18 protein-coding genes are annotated in these 17,473 nt (G+C 60.8%); 16 read left to right on the forward strand and 2 right to left on the reverse strand.

The features are described 5' to 3' along the window. Window positions 1-843, reverse strand: coding sequence for an FAD binding domain-containing protein (locus ACXAH0_RS16400; RefSeq protein WP_475184899.1), 843 nt, complete (start codon window positions 841-843; stop codon window positions 1-3). 196 nt (window positions 844-1,039) lie between these two features. Between ACXAH0_RS16400 and ACXAH0_RS16405 the strand changes: the two genes are divergently transcribed. The 16 genes from ACXAH0_RS16405 to ACXAH0_RS16480 all read left to right on the forward strand — a co-directional run bounded on the left by ACXAH0_RS16405 (window position 1,040) and on the right by ACXAH0_RS16480 (window position 16,632). Next, window positions 1,040-1,873, forward strand: a complete 834-nt coding sequence (locus ACXAH0_RS16405) for a ferredoxin--NADP reductase (RefSeq protein WP_475192930.1) — start codon at window positions 1,040-1,042, stop codon at window positions 1,871-1,873. Window positions 1,874-1,988: 115 nt separating this feature from the next. After that, window positions 1,989-3,518, forward strand: coding sequence for a 6-hydroxynicotinate reductase (locus ACXAH0_RS16410; protein ID WP_475184890.1), 1,530 nt, complete (start codon window positions 1,989-1,991; stop codon window positions 3,516-3,518). Next, on the forward strand, window positions 3,515-4,453 hold the full coding sequence (locus tag ACXAH0_RS16415; RefSeq protein WP_475192933.1) for a UPF0280 family protein: 939 nt from the start codon (window positions 3,515-3,517) through the stop codon (window positions 4,451-4,453). Before ACXAH0_RS16410 ends, ACXAH0_RS16415 begins: the two co-directional genes overlap by 4 nt. Then, entirely contained in the window at window positions 4,446-5,030 is a 585-nt protein-coding gene (locus ACXAH0_RS16420) for an amino acid synthesis family protein (protein WP_475184882.1), read from the forward strand. Before ACXAH0_RS16415 ends, ACXAH0_RS16420 begins: the two co-directional genes overlap by 8 nt. Next, window positions 5,027-5,611, forward strand: a complete 585-nt coding sequence (locus ACXAH0_RS16425; RefSeq protein WP_475192936.1) for an amino acid synthesis family protein — start codon at window positions 5,027-5,029, stop codon at window positions 5,609-5,611. Before ACXAH0_RS16420 ends, ACXAH0_RS16425 begins: the two co-directional genes overlap by 4 nt. Before the next feature lie 23 nt (window positions 5,612-5,634). After that, a complete protein-coding gene (locus tag ACXAH0_RS16430; protein ID WP_475192938.1) occupies window positions 5,635-6,702 on the forward strand; it encodes an aromatic ring-hydroxylating dioxygenase subunit alpha in 1,068 nt (355 codons plus the stop codon). An 85-nt stretch (window positions 6,703-6,787) separates the two neighbouring features. Continuing rightward, window positions 6,788-7,990: an ABC transporter substrate-binding protein gene (locus tag ACXAH0_RS16435; RefSeq protein WP_475192942.1), complete on the forward strand. Its 1,203-nt coding sequence runs from the start codon at window positions 6,788-6,790 to the stop codon at window positions 7,988-7,990. Window positions 7,991-8,103: 113 nt separating this feature from the next. Next, window positions 8,104-9,963, forward strand: coding sequence for an ABC transporter permease (locus tag ACXAH0_RS16440; protein ID WP_475184867.1), 1,860 nt, complete (start codon window positions 8,104-8,106; stop codon window positions 9,961-9,963). After that, window positions 9,963-10,736, forward strand: coding sequence for an ABC transporter ATP-binding protein (locus ACXAH0_RS16445; RefSeq protein WP_475192947.1), 774 nt, complete (start codon window positions 9,963-9,965; stop codon window positions 10,734-10,736). Before ACXAH0_RS16440 ends, ACXAH0_RS16445 begins: the two co-directional genes overlap by 1 nt. Next, window positions 10,729-11,430: an ABC transporter ATP-binding protein gene (locus tag ACXAH0_RS16450; protein WP_475184858.1), complete on the forward strand. Its 702-nt coding sequence runs from the start codon at window positions 10,729-10,731 to the stop codon at window positions 11,428-11,430. The genes ACXAH0_RS16445 and ACXAH0_RS16450 overlap by 8 nt, the downstream gene beginning before the upstream one ends. Before the next feature lie 33 nt (window positions 11,431-11,463). Next, complete coding sequence (locus ACXAH0_RS16455; protein ID WP_475192951.1) at window positions 11,464-11,943, forward strand: MarR family winged helix-turn-helix transcriptional regulator; 480 nt, start codon at window positions 11,464-11,466, stop codon at window positions 11,941-11,943. A 174-nt stretch (window positions 11,944-12,117) separates the two neighbouring features. Beyond that, a complete protein-coding gene (locus ACXAH0_RS16460; RefSeq protein ID WP_475184853.1) occupies window positions 12,118-13,296 on the forward strand; it encodes a substrate-binding protein in 1,179 nt (392 codons plus the stop codon). A 22-nt stretch (window positions 13,297-13,318) separates the two neighbouring features. Continuing rightward, on the forward strand, window positions 13,319-14,074 hold the full coding sequence (locus ACXAH0_RS16465; RefSeq protein WP_475192955.1) for an ATP-binding cassette domain-containing protein: 756 nt from the start codon (window positions 13,319-13,321) through the stop codon (window positions 14,072-14,074). Then, on the forward strand, window positions 14,055-14,765 hold the full coding sequence (locus ACXAH0_RS16470) for an ABC transporter ATP-binding protein (protein ID WP_475184846.1): 711 nt from the start codon (window positions 14,055-14,057) through the stop codon (window positions 14,763-14,765). The genes ACXAH0_RS16465 and ACXAH0_RS16470 overlap by 20 nt, the downstream gene beginning before the upstream one ends. After that, window positions 14,762-15,625 carry an urea ABC transporter permease subunit UrtB gene (urtB, locus tag ACXAH0_RS16475; protein ID WP_475184843.1) on the forward strand — a complete coding sequence of 288 codons (864 nt, stop codon included), beginning with the start codon at window positions 14,762-14,764 and terminating at the stop codon, window positions 15,623-15,625. Before ACXAH0_RS16470 ends, urtB begins: the two co-directional genes overlap by 4 nt. Next, window positions 15,622-16,632, forward strand: coding sequence for a branched-chain amino acid ABC transporter permease (locus tag ACXAH0_RS16480; RefSeq protein ID WP_475184836.1), 1,011 nt, complete (start codon window positions 15,622-15,624; stop codon window positions 16,630-16,632). Before urtB ends, ACXAH0_RS16480 begins: the two co-directional genes overlap by 4 nt. A gap of 82 nt (window positions 16,633-16,714) precedes the next feature. Here the strand turns inward: ACXAH0_RS16480 and ACXAH0_RS16485 are convergent, their stop codons facing one another. After that, window positions 16,715-16,972, reverse strand: a complete 258-nt coding sequence (locus tag ACXAH0_RS16485) for a DUF1272 domain-containing protein (RefSeq protein WP_475184831.1) — start codon at window positions 16,970-16,972, stop codon at window positions 16,715-16,717. Between the last annotated feature and the right edge of the window lie 501 nt (window positions 16,973-17,473).

A 17,473-nucleotide genomic window follows, 5' to 3' on the forward strand; every position in this document is an offset into this window, starting at 1 on the left:
CTAGTCCCTTCCCTCGGCTGCAGCCGTGATGGCCCGCGCTATGAGTGTTCTGACCGCATCCAGCCGGTAGTCCGCCGTAGCCCGGACATCATCAATCGGTTTGATTTCCGGCAATCCGGTCTCTTCAATCACCTTTGCAAAGGCGTCCGAGCCGGGTACCAGCCCCAAAAGGGCGTTTTCAAGCCCCCTCAGCCGCTGCGCTACGGCCGAGCAGGCCCCGACCGCAACAGACACTCGGGACAAGGTGCCATCGCTGCCGCAGGCGACATTGGCCGCAACCATGGCGATGGAAATGACCAGATAGCGTCGGGCGCCGAGCTTCCGAAACGCGGCCCGCTCCCAAGGACGGCCGGGCACGAGGACGGCGGTGACAAACTCTCCCGGCTCCAGCGCCGTCTTGCGCACCCCTTGCAGGAAGGACGCAAGCGGCAGCACCCGCACCCCAAGCGGACCGGCGATTTCCACGCTCGCATCCAGCGCCAGCAGCGGCGGCACCCCATCGGCCGCAGGTGAAGCATTGCAGAGATTGCCCGCAATCGTTCCAGCATTCTGGATCTGGACGGAGCCGACCTCGGCTGCCGCGAGCTGCAAGGCTGAGAAACAGGAGGGCAGGTCTGCGGTGCGGATATCCGTCCAGGTGGTCATCGCCCCGAAGCGCCAGACATCATCTTGCCAGGCTATGCCCCGCAGCGCGTCAATCCGGCTGAGATCAAGCACCGGCTCCTGCCGGGTTCGCCCGGCCTGGGCTGGAAAAAAATCCGTCCCGCCAGCCAGAATCTTCACCGGCTCACCGGCCAAGACATCCAGCGCAGCACGAACCGTTTGCGGTCTGTGGAATTGCATCGGCGTCCTCAATGCATTTCATTTGCATACTAACGAATTAGAGCCTCAAACAATTTAGGCTGTCAAGGCAGGTCCCGGAAATTTAAGCTTAAATTTTCATCATGCTTTTTTTGTTTGCCTTTTTTGATTTTTTTGTTTGTATACTAATGAAATTAATGCCCAGCGCGCGCCTTCGACAGCCAGGAGACCCTCGACCATGACGGACACGCTCGATGCAGACACGCCCATTCTTCAGGGCAAACCGTCCCCGTTCCAGGTACCGGCAGGATGTTACGCCCTGACCGTGAAAGAGGTCCAGCACTATACGGACAGCCTGTTCCGCTTCCGTCTCGACCGGCCCGCCCAGTTCCGTTTCCGCTCAGGCGAATTTGTCATGATCGGACTGCCCAATGCGGATAAGCCGGTCTTCCGGGCCTATTCGGTGGCCAGTCCGGCCTGGGACGAGGAGCTGGAATTTTATTCCATCAAGGTGCCGGACGGCCCACTGACCTCTCATCTGCAGAAGATCCAGCCCGGCGACACGGTTCTGATGCGCAAGAAATCAACGGGCACTCTGGTCAATGACGCGCTCATTCCGGGCAAGCGGGTCTGGATGTTCTCTACCGGCACCGGCCTTGCCCCGTTTGCGAGCCTGATCCGGGACCCGGAAACCTATGAGAAATTCGATGAGGTGATCCTGACCCATGGTTGCCGCACGGTCGCCGAACTGAAATATGGCGAGGACCTTGTGAACGCCCTGCGGGACGATCCGCTGGTGGGCGAACTCGTTCAGGACAAGCTGGTCCACTACACCACCGTGACCCGCGAGGACTTCGCGCGCACCGGCAGGATCACCGACCTGATTGAAACCGGCAAACTGTTTGATGACCTCGGCCTGCCCCGCATGACAGCCGCAGAGGACCGTGCCATGATCTGCGGTTCCATGGCCATGCTGAAAGACACTAAGGAGCTGTGCCTCAGCCACGGACTGGAAGAGGGCGCAAACAACAAGCCGGCTCAATTTGTGGTCGAACGGGCCTTCGTCGACTGACGGATCTGGCGCCAATTGCAGCAAACCTGCCCAGCAATTTGGCGCGTTCCGGCCACAAACCGCATTGACACGTTTTTCAAAATTATGTTTGCATACTAACGAATGCAAGCACTGCATGAGGGGAGACAGGACTTTGCCTGCCGCAGATGGGAAACCTGAAAAGATCCGCTGTGATGCTTGCCCGGTGATGTGCTACATCGCCGAAGGGCGCTCCGGGGCCTGTGACCGCTATGCCAACGACAACGGCCAGCTGATCCGGCTCGACCCCTTGAAGATCCTGGAAAAGACGGAAGCCTCCGGCGGCGAACTGGTGCCCTTTCTGGAAAAGGAATGGGACGGGGAGATCGTCACCCCACGGGACGGGTTTGTGACGGCCATCGGCGCAGGCACCACCTATCCGGACTACAAGCCAGCCCCCTTCATCGTGTCTTCCGAGGTCGACGGTGTCGACATGATCACCGTAGTGACGGAAGGGATCTTCAGCTATTGCGGCGTCAAGCTGAAGATCGACACGGACCGGCATCTGGGCGAGGAATGTGCGTCCGTACGCGCGGACGGTGAGGTTATCGGCCATGTCACCACCTCCGAATATGGCAGCCAGATGCTGTCCCTTGGCGGTGTGCACCACCTGACAGGCGGTTCGAAGAAAGAAGGCCGCCTGACCTGTTCCACCATGCTGGCGCTGTGCAATGGCGAGGCGGTGGATCTGGAGATAGACGGCGGCGCCGCGCTGAAGGTGCAGGCCGGCGAAGCGCCGGAAATCAACGGCGTTCCGGAAGAACGCATGCGGGTCGGCTGCGGCTCGGCAACCGTTGGCATGTTCGCCTCCCAGTGGAAGGGGCTGGTTGACGAGGTGGTGGTGGTTGACGACCACATCACCGGGGTCATGTCCGAGCATCAGGCTGGCAAGGTCATCGGCTGGGAGCCCACAGGCATCAAGATCAATGGCCGCCGGTCCACCCCCGGGCGCTACTTTCAGGTGGCTGAGCCCGGCACCGGCTGGGGCGGCACCAATCTGCGGGACCCTCTGGCCATTATCGGCAGCTTCAATCCCAAAACCGCCCGGCCCGGCCTGTCCCTTTTGATGGTGTCCACCACCGGGGAACACGCGGCCTATTTCGAACTGGACGAGGACCTCACCCCGGTTGAGAAGGACATGCCGGACCGGTTGCTGCCCTCCGTGAAGCGGATCGAGGAGAATTGCGAACCGGCCTTGACCTCCGTGCTCTTCATGGCGGGAGCGGGCGGCTCTCTGCGCTCCGGGGTCACCGAACATCCTGTGGGCCTGACGCGATCGGTTCAGCAATCCCTGACCTATGTCAGCTGCGGCGGCGCCCCGGTCTATATCTGGCCCGGCGGTGGTATCACCGTAATGGCCGATGTCACGCGCATGCCCAAAAACGCCTTCGGCTATGTGCCGACCCCCGCGCTGGTGGCCCCGATCGAATTCACCATGCGGGCAGAAGACTACCGCGCGCTCGGCGGACATATGGACTATGTCATGCCCTTGAGCGAGGCCATGTCCGGCAAGACCGGACCGCAGAACGACCACATCCTGACCGGACGGCGCGGCGTGTCGTCCTCCAAAGACAATCCCTGGCCGACACGGGCCGGGTCCTACCGCTGGAAGGGGGGCTCGGGATGACGCCAGGGGCCTGGGCAGAAACCGCCACGGCACACTTGCTTCCGGACGGGCGCCGCCTGCATTTGCAGCACGGGCCGATTGATCTGATCGTGGAGGCTGACGGTCAGGAGGCTGACATTTCCAGCGCCTATGACCAGGCCCGCGCCGCCTTTGACAGTCTTCTTCCCGCGCTTGTCGGCGAACTGCCCCGGCTGCGCGCAGCAAATGGCCCCGCCCCGGCAGGCCCCGTTGCAAGACGCATGGTCGCGGCAACCGCGCTTTTCGCCTCCCATGAGTTCATCACCCCCATGGCCGCAGTCGCCGGAAGCGTTGCGGATTTTGTCCTGAGCCGTCTCACAGAGGGACGGATGCTCAACAAGGCCTATGTCAACAATGGCGGTGACATTGCCTTCACGGTTGCCGCCGGCGAACTGCGGACCGGCATCTGCGATGATCCGGCCACCGGCACCGCAGGCGGTGTGATCCGGCTGCGCGCCGTGGATGTTTTCGGGACCGGCCACACCCGCCCGGGTGGCAAAGGCCCGGTCACGGGTGCCGGCGGGCTGGCCACCAGCGGCTGGCGGGGCCGCTCCCACTCGCTCGGCATTGCCGATGCGGTCACCGTTCTGGCGGGGTCCGCCGCAGAGGCGGATGCGGCCGCCACCTTGATTGCCAATGCGGTGGATCTGCCCGGATCGCCCAAGATCACCCGGCAGCCGGCGGACACGCTTTCGCCAGACAGCGATCTTGGCGCCCGGCCGGTGACCACCGGCGTCGCCCCCCTGGAGGGAAGCGAAATCGAGGAGGCGCTTGCCCGGGGCCTGGACAAGGCCCGGGCCTTTATCTCCGCCGGGCTGATCAAAACGGCTTATCTTGCCCTTGACGGCGTGCGCAAGGTGGCCGAACCAGAACAGAGTTTGACACAACACGATGTGAGGGAGGCCACCCGTGCCTGAACCGATCCTGCGCAAGACTGCGCTGACGATTGAAGAGATTTTCCATGAAGGCGGCCCGAAGCCCGGCACGCCCTTGCGCCGCGTGGCCATGGTCAGCCTGATCCAGAACCCGTTTGCGGGAAAATATGTGGAAGATATCAGCGGGTTCATGGATGACCTGAAACCGCTTGGCCTTCAAATGGCCAAAGAGATGGTGGCCGCGCTTGGTGGGGATGCCAGCGTTGTGGAAGGCTATGGCAAGGGCGCGATTGTCGGTGCCGGAGGCGAACTCGAACATGGCGCGCTCTGGCACGTGCCCGGCGGCTATTCCATGCGGGAGATCCTGCCCGCCTCCAATGCTATTGTGCCGTCCTCAAAGAAACTTGGCGGTCCGGGCACACGGCTGGACATTCCCGTCACCCATTGCAACGCCTCTTATGTGCGGTCCCATTTTGATTCCATGGAAGTCGGCCTGCCCGACGGCCCCAAGGCGGATGAGATCCTGATGGCGCTGGTCATGACCACCGGCCCGCGCATCCATGCCAGGGTTGGCGGTCTGAAGGCCGCTGACGTCAAGGGAGAAGACGGCCTGAGATGACCGCCGCGATCCGCAAGCTCGTCACCTTCATCGAGACAACCGGCCGCGAGGCCGGGCAGGCGGTCACACCGGCTGCGGTTCGGGTCTGTTGTGCGGCCGTGGTCAAGAACCCCTATGCGGGCCGCTACAGCGAGGACCTGCCGGATCTGGTGGCCATCGGCGCCGAAATGGGCACTATGCTTGCGGAACGCTGCCTGACTTTAAGCGGTCTGAGCGCTGGCCAGATCCAGAGTTTCGGCAAGGCCGCCCTTGTCGGGGAAGCCGGAGAGCTGGAACATGCGGCGGCCGTTCTGCACCCGTCCATGGGGGCGCCCTTGCGCACGGTTCTGGGCGGCGGCAAGGCCCTCGTGCCCTCCAGCAAGAAATACGGCACGCTGGGAGATGTGCTGGATGTGCCCCTTGGTCACAAGGATGCCGCCTATGTACGCTCTCATTTCGATGGCATGCCGGTGCGCGTTCCGGATGCCCCTCGCGCAGACGAACTGCTCATCGCCATTGCGCTGGCCCCTTCTGGGCGCCCCTTGCCACGGGTCGGCGGGCTGAGACATGAGGACATCACCGGAGCAGACGGCTTGAAATAGACCGGACAGGAGGGAGAGTGCACATGGAATTCGTTCGAAACGCTTGGTACGTCGCCGGCTGGTCTTCGGAGATCGACGACGAGCTCCGCCGGTTCACCATTCTGGACGAGCATATCGTACTCTTCCGCAAATCCGACGGCACGGTCGCTGCCCTTGAGGACCGGTGCCCGCACCGGCTGCTCCCCCTTTCCCGGGGCAAGCGCCAGGGGGATGACATCCAGTGCGGCTATCACGGCATGACCTTTGACTGCGATGGCAAATGCGTGCGCATTCCCGGGCAGAGCAACCTGCCCGCCTCCGCATATGTGGAGGCCTATCCGGTGCATGAACGGCACGGCATTGCCTGGATCTGGATGGGGGACAAGGACAAGGCCGATCCGGATACCATTTTCGACATGCCCGAATTCACCGACCCCGCCTGGGCAGTGCATCATGGCGATGCGCTGCATCTGAAATCGAACTATCTGAATGTGGCGGAAAACCTGGTCGACCCGGCCCATGTGAGTTTCGTGCACCCGACGACGCTTGGCAATTCGGCCTCTGAAAACGTGCCGGTGCATGTATCGACGGAAGGCGAGGCCATTGTCGCCTGGCGCTGGATCCGGGACGCGGACCCGATCGGGTTCTTCAAGACCTTCGGCGGCTTCACCGAAAATGTGGACCGCTGGCACTATTATTATCTCTATACGCCCTGCACGGCGGTGATCGATTTCGGCAGCGCGCTGACGAAAGACAATCTGAGCGAAGACGAGCGCGACAAGGGCAACCGGATCTATGCCTTGCATCTCTTGACCCCGGTCACGGCCGACTACACCATCGACCGCTGGCTGCATATCCGCAACACAGCCATCGACGATGACACGGCATCCGAGACCATGGATGCCATGTTCCGCATCGCCTTTCAGGAGGACAAGGAGGTGCTGGAGGCCATCCAGAAGGAAGAGGACAGGCCCGCCAAGCGCCGCCCCATCCGTATTGCCATCGACAAGGGACCGATGGTCTACCGCAAACGCATCAACGATCTCGTTGAACGGGAAAGAACCCAGGATCTGGCGTCCAATCCGACGCCCGCCTTCGTCTATCACGATTGACGGAGCGCTTCGCCGCTCATCCGGGCGGTGCAACAGTATAACGAGCGGTCAAAACCGCCGACACTGACCAGAAAGAGGGACAAGTATGAAGAAGATGACAAAATGGGTGGCCGCGGCAACCGCACTGCTGGCACTCACCGGAACAGCGCTTGCCGAAGACAGCATCAAGATCGGCGAAATCAATCACTACAAACGCCTGGCAGCCTTTGCCGAGCCTTACAAGAAGGGTATTGAACTGGCTTTGGACGAAGTCAATTCCAATGGCGGTGTCCTCGGCAAACCACTGGAATTCATTTTCCGCGATGACAATGGCAAGCCTGGCGATGCGGTCAAGATTGCCGAAGAGCTGATGACGCGGGATGGCGCCGTCATGCTGACCGGCACGATCCTGTCGAATATCGGCCTCGCCATTTCCTCCCTTGCCGGAGAAAAGGGCTATGTCTATCTGGCTGCCGAACCACTGGCCGATGCCATTGTCTGGGAATCGGGCAATCCCTACACCTTCCGTTTGCGTACCTCCACCTATGTGCAGGCCGCCATGCTGGCAGAAGCCGCCGCCAAGACGGACGCTGTCCGCTTTGCGACCATCGCGCCGAACTATGCCTATGGCACGGCCGCCGTTGCCGCTTTCAAGGAAAACCTGAAGAAGCTGAAGCCGGAAGTCGAATTTGTCGCCGAACAGTGGCCGGCCCTGTTCAAGATCGATGCGGGCGCTGAAGTCCAGGCGATCGAAGCGGCCAAGCCGGACGCGATCTACAACGTGACCTTCGGAACCGATTTGCAGAAATTCGTCCGTGAAGGCACGACGCGCGGCCTTTTTGAGGGGCGCAAGGTTTATGGCCTTCTCACCGGGGAGCCGGAATATCTTGAGCCGCTGGCCGATGAGGCTCCCGAAGGCTGGTTCGTCACCGGATATCCCTGGTACGGTTTCACTGAAGGCCCCGCCAAGGAATTTGTCGACAAATACATGGCCGCCTATCCGGGCGAGACACCAAAAATCGGCTCGCTGGTCGGCTATATGACCGTAGAAAGCATTGCCGCTGCCCTGGAAAAGGCCGGGTCCACCGACACAGAAGCCCTGCGCAAGGCCTTTGAAGGCCTGAACGTCGACACCCCGATGGGTGAAATCACTTACCGGGCCCTGGATCATCAGTCCACGATGGGAGCCTATGTGGGCACCACCGCCCTTCAGGACGGCAAGGGGGTCATGGTCGACTGGGAATACAAGAACCCGGTCCCCTATATGCCGAGCGATGAGGAAGTGAAGGCCAAACGTCCGGCCAAATAAACCGACACGGTGGTAGCGACGCTCCGGACCGGACTTTCTGGCCGCTCCGGAGCGCCCTTGTTCCCTTCGGCCCCTTCCCGGCTTTTGGCCTCCATTTGGATTGATACGACGCTATGGGTCTCTTTGTGGCGCAGCTCCTGACGGGGCTTGCAAACGCGGCGGCGCTGTTTCTTGTTGCCTCCGGACTGTCCTTGATTTTCGGCGTGACGCGGATCGTGAATTTCGCGCATGGCTCGCTCTATATGCTCGGCGCCTATTTTGGCGTCACCTTGATGCAGATCCTGCCCGGCGCCTTCGGCTTCTGGGGCTCGATCCTGCTGTCCGGTCTGATTGTCGGCCTGATCGGGGCCGTGATCGAAATCTGTGTGCTGCGCCCGGTCTACCGGGCCCCGGAACTGTTCCAGCTTGTGGCAACCTTCGGCGTCATTCTGGTGATCCAGGACCTGGCCCTGATGATCTGGGGCGCGGAGGACCAGCTGGGACCACGAGCCCCCGGACTGAAATCCGTTGTGCGTATTCTGGGCGAGCCGGTGCCGCAATATGACCTGGCGCTGATCGCCATCACGCCCTTCATCCTGTTCGGCCTGTGGTGGCTTATTGCCAGGACCCGTGTTGGCGTTCTGGTGCGCGCAGCCACCCAGGACCGGGAGATGGTCGGGGCACTCGGCGTCAACCAGGCCTGGCTGTTTACCGGTGTTTTCTTTCTCGGCTCTGCCCTGGCGGGCCTGGGCGGCGCAATTCAGCTGCCAAAGGGGGGCGCTGATCTTCTAATGGATTTCAACATCATCGCAGCGGTCTTTGTGGTGGTGGTCATTGGCGGCATGGGATCCATCCCCGGCGCCTTTGTGGCGTCTGTCCTCATCTCCGTGCTCAATGTTTTCGGCGTTGCCTACATTCCGCAAAGCACCCTGGTGCTGATGTATGTGGTCATGGCCGTTGTCTTGCTGATCCGCCCCTATGGCCTGTTCGGCCGGGAGGAAAAGGCAGGGGAACACGGCCAGGTCGGTGAACCGGACCGGCCAATCCGCCCGGCAGGCACCACAGGCCGGCTGCTTGTGGCAGCGCTTTTGGGTGTGCTCGCGCTGGTGCCGGTCTTTGGCGGCAATTTCGAGCAGGTGCTGATCATCGACATCCTGATCTTCTGCCTGTTTGCCGCCTCGCTCCAGTTCATCCTGAGTACCGGCGGTCTGGTCAGTTTCGGCCATGCGGCCTATTTCGGCGGCGGCGCCTATGCGGCCGCCCTGCTCGTGACCTATGCGAATACGCCCATGGAACTGGCTTTCCTGCTGGCGCCGGTCGCCGCCGGCATGCTGGCAATCCTCTTTGGCTGGTTCTGCATCCGTCTCAGCGGGGTCTATTTCGCCATGCTGACCATGGCCTTCAGCCAGTTGATCTGGTCCCTGGTGTTCCAATGGTATGACGTGACGGGCGGCGATGACGGGCTGGTCAATATCTGGCCGGCAAAATGGCTGTCGGACACCACCGCCTATTATTATTTCACCTTGATCGTGGCTGTCGGCGGGATCATTGCCCTGCGTCACCTGAACCACGCCCCGCTCGGCTACACCTTGCGCGCCACCCGCGACAGTGCCCGGCAGGCGGAAGCCACCGGGATCAATGTGAAAACCGTGCAATGGACCGGCTTCGCAGTGGCCGGAGCCATGGCCGGACTGGCGGGTGGCCTGTTCGTCTTTTCCAAGGGCTCCGTCTTTCCCAATGAGCTGGAGATCGCCAAAAGCTTCGATGCCCTGATTGTTGTCTTTCTCGGCGGGGTGAAAACCCTCTCAGGTGGCGTTGTGGGCGCCGCCTTCATGGAAAGCATCAAGGACTGGCTGACCCGGCTGGAATACTGGCGGCTTGTCATGGGGCTTCTGATCATCGCCGTGGTCATCATCGCTCCGGACGGGATTGTCGGCACCTTGCGCAAACTCAAGGACCGGGTCACCCGGGGCCGCAACGGGGAGTTTGTCTGATGACGGCTGTTTTGCGTGTCGACGACCTGAAAAAATCCTTCGGCGGCATCAAGGCCGTCGACGGGGTTTCCTTTGAGGTCGCCCCCGGCGAATTGAAGGCCCTGATCGGCCCCAACGGGGCGGGGAAATCCACCTGTTTCAACATGCTCATGGGCCAGTTGAAACCCAGCTCGGGACGGGTTCTCCTCAATGGCGAGGACATTACCGGCAAGCCGCCCCGGCAGGTCTGGCGGCGCGGCGTCGGGCGGACCTTTCAGATCACCGGCACCTACCAGAGCATGACGGTGGCGGAAAATGTGCAAATGGCGCTGCTGTCTCATCACCGCAAGCTGTTTGCCATCCGCCCCTATGCCTACAAACTCTACCGGGACGAAGCCCTGGCCCTTCTGGAGATTGTCGGCATGATGGACCAGGCCGACCGGGCCTGCGCCATTCTGGCCTATGGCGACCTCAAACGTCTGGAGCTGGCCATTGCCCTTGCCCATGACCCCACCCTTCTGCTGATGGATGAGCCCACGGCCGGAATGGCGCCAAAGGAGCGGATCCGGCTGATGCAGCTCACCGCCGATATCGTCAAGCAGCGCGGGGTCAGCGTGCTCTTTACCGAACACGATATGGACGTGGTTTTCGCCCATGCCCATCACATCATGGTGCTGAACCGGGGCGTTCTGATTGCCGATGGCACCGCCTCAGAGGTGCGCAACAACAAGAAGGTGCAGGACGTCTATCTCGGCGGCGGCATGCTTTATGAAAAGGAAGACGCCCATGCTTGAGGTCTCCGGGCTAAACAGCTTTTACGGCAAGGCGCACATTCTCAACGATCTCGGTTTCAGCGTCGGGCGGGGCGAAGTGGTCGCGCTTTTGGGCCGCAATGGCGCCGGAAAGTCGACCACCATGAAGTCGGTCATGCAACTGGTGCGCCCGAAATCCGGCACCATCCGCTTCGAGGGCACCGAGATTGGCGGACTGCCGGCGCATAAGATCGCCCGCATGGGGCTTGGCTATGTGCCCGAAGAACGGCGCATCTTCACGGACCTAACCATTTTGGAGAACCTTGAAGTGGGCCGCCAGCCCGCCCGGGACGGAGCTCCAGTCTGGACGCTTGAAGCCCTGTTCGACATCTTTCCCAATCTTCTGGAGCGGCGCCACAACCGGGGCAAGGCCCTGTCCGGCGGAGAACAGCAGATGCTGACCATTGCCCGGACCCTGATGGGCAATCCCAAGCTTCTGCTTCTGGACGAGCCCTCAGAAGGCATTGCCCCGGTGATTGTCGAACAGATGGCCAGGACCATCCTGCGCTTCAAGCAAGAGGGCCTGACGGTTGTGATTTCCGAGCAAAACCTGCATTTTGCCGGGATTGTTGCGGACCGAGCGGTTATAATCGAAAGCGGTGAGAAAAAGTTCGACGGCACATTTGCCGAACTTGAAAGCCAACCGGACATTCGAGATGCCTATCTGACAGTGTGACCCTCCAGCAGGCATCCGGGATTGGGGACATCAGTGACAGATCGCGCCGAAAACAGGCTGAACCAACCCTTTCCGGAAGCATCTGAAGGCGGGGAGACCGCCGACGCCCCTTATGTGCTCGACGAACAGATCGGCTATCTTCTCAGAAAAGCCTATCAGCGCAATGCGGTCATCTTCTCCGACACGATTGAAGACCTGACCCCGACCCAGTTTGCCGTCATGGCCCGGCTGGCGGAACTCGGTTCGGTCTCGCAAAACCGTCTGGGCCGGACCGTCGGGCTTGATGTGGCCACCACAAAAGGGGTTGTCGACCGCCTCGGCGCGCGCGGTCTGCTTCGCTCTGATCAAGACCCAACCGACAAGCGCCGGCAATTGATCTCTTTGACCGAAGACGGGCGCGCGCACTTTCTGCGCAACGCCCCCCTTGGCCTCAAAGTCTCCGCCGACACAATCGCCCCGCTGACCATGAATGAACGGCGCACCCTCTCCCGGCTTTTGAAGAAACTCCTTTAAGGATCGGGAGTGGCCGTCAAATCATTAAATTTTGCTCATTTTTTCGCCACGCCGCATTTTCAGGCGGCCTGGCGTTGTCATGCCACACTTTAATTGTTAGTATACACACAATTAATCAGGCGCGTTCAGAAGACCTGCTGTGCAATTCCATGAATGAGAGAGGGGATCAATTTGATGGGAAATATGTCTCGGCGCCGGTTCTTGTCGGCAACGCTCACCACAGCCGGCGGCGCCCTTGCCGCCTCGCATCTGCCGGCCCCGGCCCTTGCCTCTGCAGAGCCGGTCAAGATCGGAGCAGTGCTGCCGTTTTCCGGTGGGTTGGAACTGTTCGGCAACCAGGCCAAACTCGGACTGGATCTTGCGGCCCAGGAAATAAACGCCTCCGGTGGCCTTCTCGGACAGCCTGTGGAACTGGTCTATGAAGACAACAAGACGGACCCGAAAACCTCCGTTGAACGGACCACGTCCCTGATCAGGCGCGACGGGGTGCTGGCCCTGAGCGGCCCGATCACCTCAAATGCGCGCGATGCCATGGCACCGACCATCAAACGCATGAAAACGCCGCTTCTTTACGCGACAAACTATGAAGGCGGCGCCTGCGACCGGTATATCTTCGCCTTCAACACGGTTCCCAACCAGGAACTGGAAAAACTGGTCCCGGCGCTGAAGGAAAATGCAGGCGACAGCTTTTACATGTTCGGCGCAGATTATGTCTGGCCGCAGAAAATGTTCGCGACCGCCAGCGGGCTGATCGACAGTCTGGGCGGCACAGTGGCCGGCACCGAATTCACCCCCTGGGGCGTGAAGGACTTTGCCCCGGTCATCCGCAAGATCAAAGAATCCGGCGCCAAGGTACTCTTGTTCGCCCTGCCGGGCGCAGATGGCATCACCTTCATCAAACAAGCGGAAGATCTGGGACTTATGGACCAGGTGACGGTCGGCTTCCTCGGATTTGCCGAGACCTATCTCGGTGCTTTTGGCGATGGCAAGGGTCAGAACATGTGGGTCACGGTGCCCTTTGCGGAATCGCTCAAGACACCCGGCGTTGAGGAGTTCGTGGCCAAGATCCGGAAAACAGCGGGGGACAGTACGCCCATCTCCCACTATGTCATGACCCACTACAACTCCCTGAAAGCCGTTCAGGCCGCCGTTCAAAAGGCAGGGACTGTGGACAAGGAAGCTCTCGTGGACGGGCTGCAGGGCCTGACAATCGACACGCCGACAGGCCCGCTGACCATTGGGGCGGCCGATCATCACGTCACAATGAACATGTATTTGGCCAAGACCGAGGGACAGGAGCTGGTGGTCGTCAAAGACCTTGGCAGCCTCGCGCCGGACGCCCTGTGTTCGTGACCTGAAAGATCAAGAGCCCCTCATGTCCCGAGCGTGTCTGGAAATACGGGACTTGTCGATGAGCTTCGGCGGGGTCAAGGCCCTTGCCGGGCTTGACCTGTCCGTCGGTAATGGTGAGCTTTTATGCATCATCGGGCCGAACGGCTGCGGCAAGACCACCTTGTTCAATCTGGTTTCCGGGTTTCTGACCCCCACCGGTGGCAGTGTTGCCTTTCGCGGCCGCCCCTTGAAAGGGCTTGCCCCGCACCAGATTGCACGGTGCGGGATCGGGCGGAAGTTTCAGGTGCCGTCCGTCTATGACGACCTGACGGTTCAGGACAATCTGAACGTGGCCGCCTTTTCCAAGGCGGGCCAGCGCGGGCTGCTCGGCGTTTTCTCCTCCGAAAATGCCAAGGCGGCCCGCATGGCGGAGATCCTGGAAACAGCCGGGCTGGCCGGTCTTGCCCGTGTGACCGCCGGACATCTGTCCCACGGGCAGAAGCAATGGCTGGAGATCGCCATGGTTCTGTGCACCGAGCCGGACCTGGTGCTTCTGGATGAGCCCACAGCCGGCATGACCCGGCAGGAGACCCGGAAGACGGCCGATCTCATCGCCGCTTTGATGCGCTCCAAAACCGTCTCGGTCATCCTGATTGAACATGACATGTGGTTTGTCGAAAAACTGGGCGCCCGGGTGGCCGTGATGATGGAAGGAAAGCTCATTGCGGATGGCCGCTTTGAGGAGATCCGGCAGATGAAAGCCGTGCAGGAGGCATATATTGGCCCAACCCCTGCTTGAATTGGACCATGTGACCGCCGGTTATGGCGAAGGCGCCGTGCTGCAGGATTTGTCCCTGTCGCTCGAGGCGGGAACGGTGGTCGGCCTGATGGGGCGCAACGGCGTTGGCAAGTCGACCCTTTTGAAAACCATCATGGGCCTTTTGAAGGTGCGTACCGGCCGGATCAGCTCCTGCGGCCGCCCCCTCACCAACGCTCCCCCGTTTCAGGCCGCAGCCGCCGGAATAGGCTATGTGCCGCAGGGACGGGAAATCTTTCAGGACTTTACCGTTGAGGAAAACCTGCTTCTGGGCAATCTGGCCGCAGCCAGAGCAGATCTGGAGGCGGTCTACCGGATCTTTCCCGTGCTGCGTGAACGGGCCGGAACCCGGGCCGGAGCGTTTTCCGGCGGGCAGCAGCAGCAGCTGGCCATCGCCCGCGCCCTGATGGGAAAGCCCGCCTTGCTCCTGCTGGATGAGCCGTCTGAAGGGATCCAGCCTTCCATTGTCACCGAAATCGGCCAGATCCTGCGCAAGATCTGCCGGGACCAGGGGGTTGCGATCCTGCTTGTGGAACAGAATATCGATATGGTGACCCGCACCTGCGACCGGGTCGTCTTTATGGACCACGGGGCAATTCGGGACGACGTACCGGCCAGCACACTGGCCGGAAACACCAGCCTTCTTCAAAAATACCTGGCGTTCGGATCATGAGTGACATGGCCATAACCCTTCTGGATGCAGCCAATTATGCGCTCATTCTTCTGCTGATTGCCCTTGGTCTTGCCGTGATTTTCGGCCTGATGAATGTGATCAATCTGGCCCATGGCGAGTTTCTGATGCTCGGCGGTTATGTGCTGCTCATGGTGAAGACCCACACCGGGTCATTCTGGCTCGGCCTGCTGCTGGCCCCGCTTGTGGTCGGGCTGATTGGCCTTGTCATCGAGGAACTGGTGATCCGGCGCATTTACCATCGGGTGGTCGACACCATTCTGGCGACCTGGGGCCTGTCCCTGCTGATCAAGCAGCTGATCGTGATCGGGTTCGGTCCTGGCTCCTATTCCGTCGAAGCCCCCTTGAGCGCCTCGGTTTTGGTGTTTGGAACCCCTTATCCTGCCTACCGCCTGTTCATCATGGCCGTGTCGCTCACCTGTGTGGCGGCCACATATCTGTTCTTCTTCAAAACCCGCACCGGACTGGCGGCGCGCGGTGTGATCGCCAACAGGTCCATGGCCGCCTGTCTTGGGGTCAATACGCGCCGTCTCGACCGGCTGACCTTTGCCTTTGGGTCAGGAATGGCCGGTCTTGCAGGTGCGGTGATTTCCCCGCTCATCTCTCTCGACCCGCAAATGGGCCTGGGCTTTCTGGTTCCCGCCTTCCTCGCCGTTCTGGTCGGCGGGCTTGGCACCATCACCGGCCCGATCGCCGGGGCCGGGGGCGTCGGCATGGCGGACAATCTGACGGCCACTTTCCTGTCCCCGGTCTGGGCGCAGCTTGTTGTGTTCGTTCTGGCCATCATCGTCATCCGCCTGGCCCCCGGTGGGCTTTTGGCCCGCAAGAGGCGCAAAACATGACCCGGACCGCCTACGCTGCTCCAGACACACAAACGCTAGCCGCCCTTGTGTGTCTGGGTGTCTTTCTCTGTCTGCCGGCCCTCGCTGCCGGCTGGCTCCTGTCGGACCTGTCGATCTATTTCTCCTATGCCCTGTTTGCCGCCAGCCTAGCCTTTGTCTGGGGCCATTGCGGGCTCCTGTGTCTTGGCCAGGCAGTGTTTTTTGGCCTTGGGGCCTATTCCATGAGCTTTGTGACGCTCGGGATGGTTCCTGCCGCCGAGGGTCTTGTGTCGACCTGGGCCGGGCTCGGGGCTGCCATGCTCGTTCCTGCGGTGTTTGCCTACGGGCTCGGCCTGTTTCTGTTTTCCGCCAAGGGCCTCGAAGGCCCCTTTTTCGGTATCGTGACCCTGGCAATCGCCTTCGTTCTGGAACGGCTGTTCATTAACTGGGACTTTGCCGGCGGTCTCAACGGGCTGATGAATGTGCCGCCCCTGAATCTGGGCCTCAATGGCGGCGGGCCGGAGATCTGGGACACTGTTCCGCTTTATTATGCGTCCCTGCTTATTCTCAGCCTCGGATTTCTGGTCTTGACCCTGGTATTGAAATCCAGATGGGGTCTGGCCGCAAAGGCCATTTCCCTGCATGAAAGCCGGACCCGCGCCCTTGGCTATGACACAACCGCCTATAAGGCGGCTGCCTTTGCCATTGGGGCTGCCGTTTCGGGACTGGCTGGTGCCCTGTTCGTGGCCCAGTTCGGCTTCGTCTCTCCGTCGCTGATAGGCTTCACCCTGTCTGCAGAGGTGCTGATCTGGGCCGCGCTTGGCGGGCGCAGCATGCTGATTGCCGCCTGCCTTGGGGCCATCATCGTGCGGCTTCTGGAAAGCAATCTTTCTTCCGTCTTCGAGGAAACCTGGCTTTTGATTCTCGGGGGCCTGTTCATCGGCTGCGTCATGTTTCTCCCCCGCGGCCTCATCGGCGAGCTTCTTTTCCGGATCGACAAGAGACGCATGCGCTCAGACCGGTCCTGATGACCTCACAGCTGCCCAAGACAAACGGCTGTGCAACCGTCAAGCCGCAAGAAGTCATGTAACGGACCTGTTGCCTGCCGGATCACGCTGATTGCAAAGCAGCACATTCCGGATGATGTTTGACAAACCGGTCCTGCGAGGCAGGCGCCTTGTCCAAAAGACCTGCCGGGCGGATCGGCCGGGCCACAAGATTTCCGCCGCAATTGGGGCAGGTTCCCTGAAACCGGTCCTGCGCACAGCCGGCACAAAATGTGCATTCGAACGTGCAAATCATGGCGTCCATGGTGTTTGGCGGCAAGTCCTTGTCGCAACATTCACAATTCGGCTTGAGCAAGAGCACGCAGACTGTCTCCTTATGAAAGGTCCCGGCACTTCATCCTAAAACACATACGGCAAAAGCCCAAGGGGACCTTCGGTTAAACGGAGGGAGCCGCTCCGGCCTTCACTTGATTTGTTCCAAAGCCTGGCTCAGAGACCCCATGCATTTGGTCTCATGACTTTATTGTTTTGATCCGCTTTTTTGCCGCTGTTTGTGGGCCTTCATGTTTCTTTCGGGGGTCTTTAATGTGAAGATCCACGTCCGGGGAGGCCGCCACGACACCCCCACCGGCTTTCGCTGATGGGTTTTATCGTTTTGTTTGGGAGCGGAGGCTTTGGTGTTTTTTCCCTTCTGCGTCTGGGTTTGCGCTCCTTGGGGGGGCCTGGTGAGGTTTTCGCCTGTATCGACTTTCCGAATACGACAACAGCCCCACCCCTTTCGGGATGAGGCTGTTGTCGCATTTGGTTGCGGGAGCAGGATTTGAACCTGCGACCTTCAGGTTATGAGCCTGACGAGCTACCG

This window comes from Roseibium sp. AWQ4_290, from assembly GCF_056160985.1.

Excerpts from the sequence above, each read along its gene's own strand:
- ACXAH0_RS16400 (WP_475184899.1), bottom strand. The coding sequence starts at position 843 with ATGCAATTCCACAGACCGCAAACGGTTCGTGCTGCGCTGGATGTCTTG.
- ACXAH0_RS16405 (WP_475192930.1), top strand. The coding sequence starts at position 1,040 with ATGACGGACACGCTCGATGCAGACACGCCCATTCTTCAGGGCAAACCG.
- ACXAH0_RS16410 (WP_475184890.1), top strand. The coding sequence starts at position 1,989 with ATGAGGGGAGACAGGACTTTGCCTGCCGCAGATGGGAAACCTGAAAAG.
- ACXAH0_RS16415 (WP_475192933.1), top strand. The coding sequence starts at position 3,515 with ATGACGCCAGGGGCCTGGGCAGAAACCGCCACGGCACACTTGCTTCCG.
- ACXAH0_RS16425 (WP_475192936.1), top strand. The coding sequence starts at position 5,027 with ATGACCGCCGCGATCCGCAAGCTCGTCACCTTCATCGAGACAACCGGC.
- ACXAH0_RS16430 (WP_475192938.1), top strand. The coding sequence starts at position 5,635 with ATGGAATTCGTTCGAAACGCTTGGTACGTCGCCGGCTGGTCTTCGGAG.
- ACXAH0_RS16435 (WP_475192942.1), top strand. The coding sequence starts at position 6,788 with ATGAAGAAGATGACAAAATGGGTGGCCGCGGCAACCGCACTGCTGGCA.
- ACXAH0_RS16440 (WP_475184867.1), top strand. The coding sequence starts at position 8,104 with ATGGGTCTCTTTGTGGCGCAGCTCCTGACGGGGCTTGCAAACGCGGCG.
- ACXAH0_RS16445 (WP_475192947.1), top strand. The coding sequence starts at position 9,963 with ATGACGGCTGTTTTGCGTGTCGACGACCTGAAAAAATCCTTCGGCGGC.
- ACXAH0_RS16450 (WP_475184858.1), top strand. The coding sequence starts at position 10,729 with ATGCTTGAGGTCTCCGGGCTAAACAGCTTTTACGGCAAGGCGCACATT.
- ACXAH0_RS16460 (WP_475184853.1), top strand. The coding sequence starts at position 12,118 with ATGGGAAATATGTCTCGGCGCCGGTTCTTGTCGGCAACGCTCACCACA.
- ACXAH0_RS16465 (WP_475192955.1), top strand. The coding sequence starts at position 13,319 with ATGTCCCGAGCGTGTCTGGAAATACGGGACTTGTCGATGAGCTTCGGC.
- urtB (WP_475184843.1), top strand. The coding sequence starts at position 14,762 with ATGAGTGACATGGCCATAACCCTTCTGGATGCAGCCAATTATGCGCTC.
- ACXAH0_RS16480 (WP_475184836.1), top strand. The coding sequence starts at position 15,622 with ATGACCCGGACCGCCTACGCTGCTCCAGACACACAAACGCTAGCCGCC.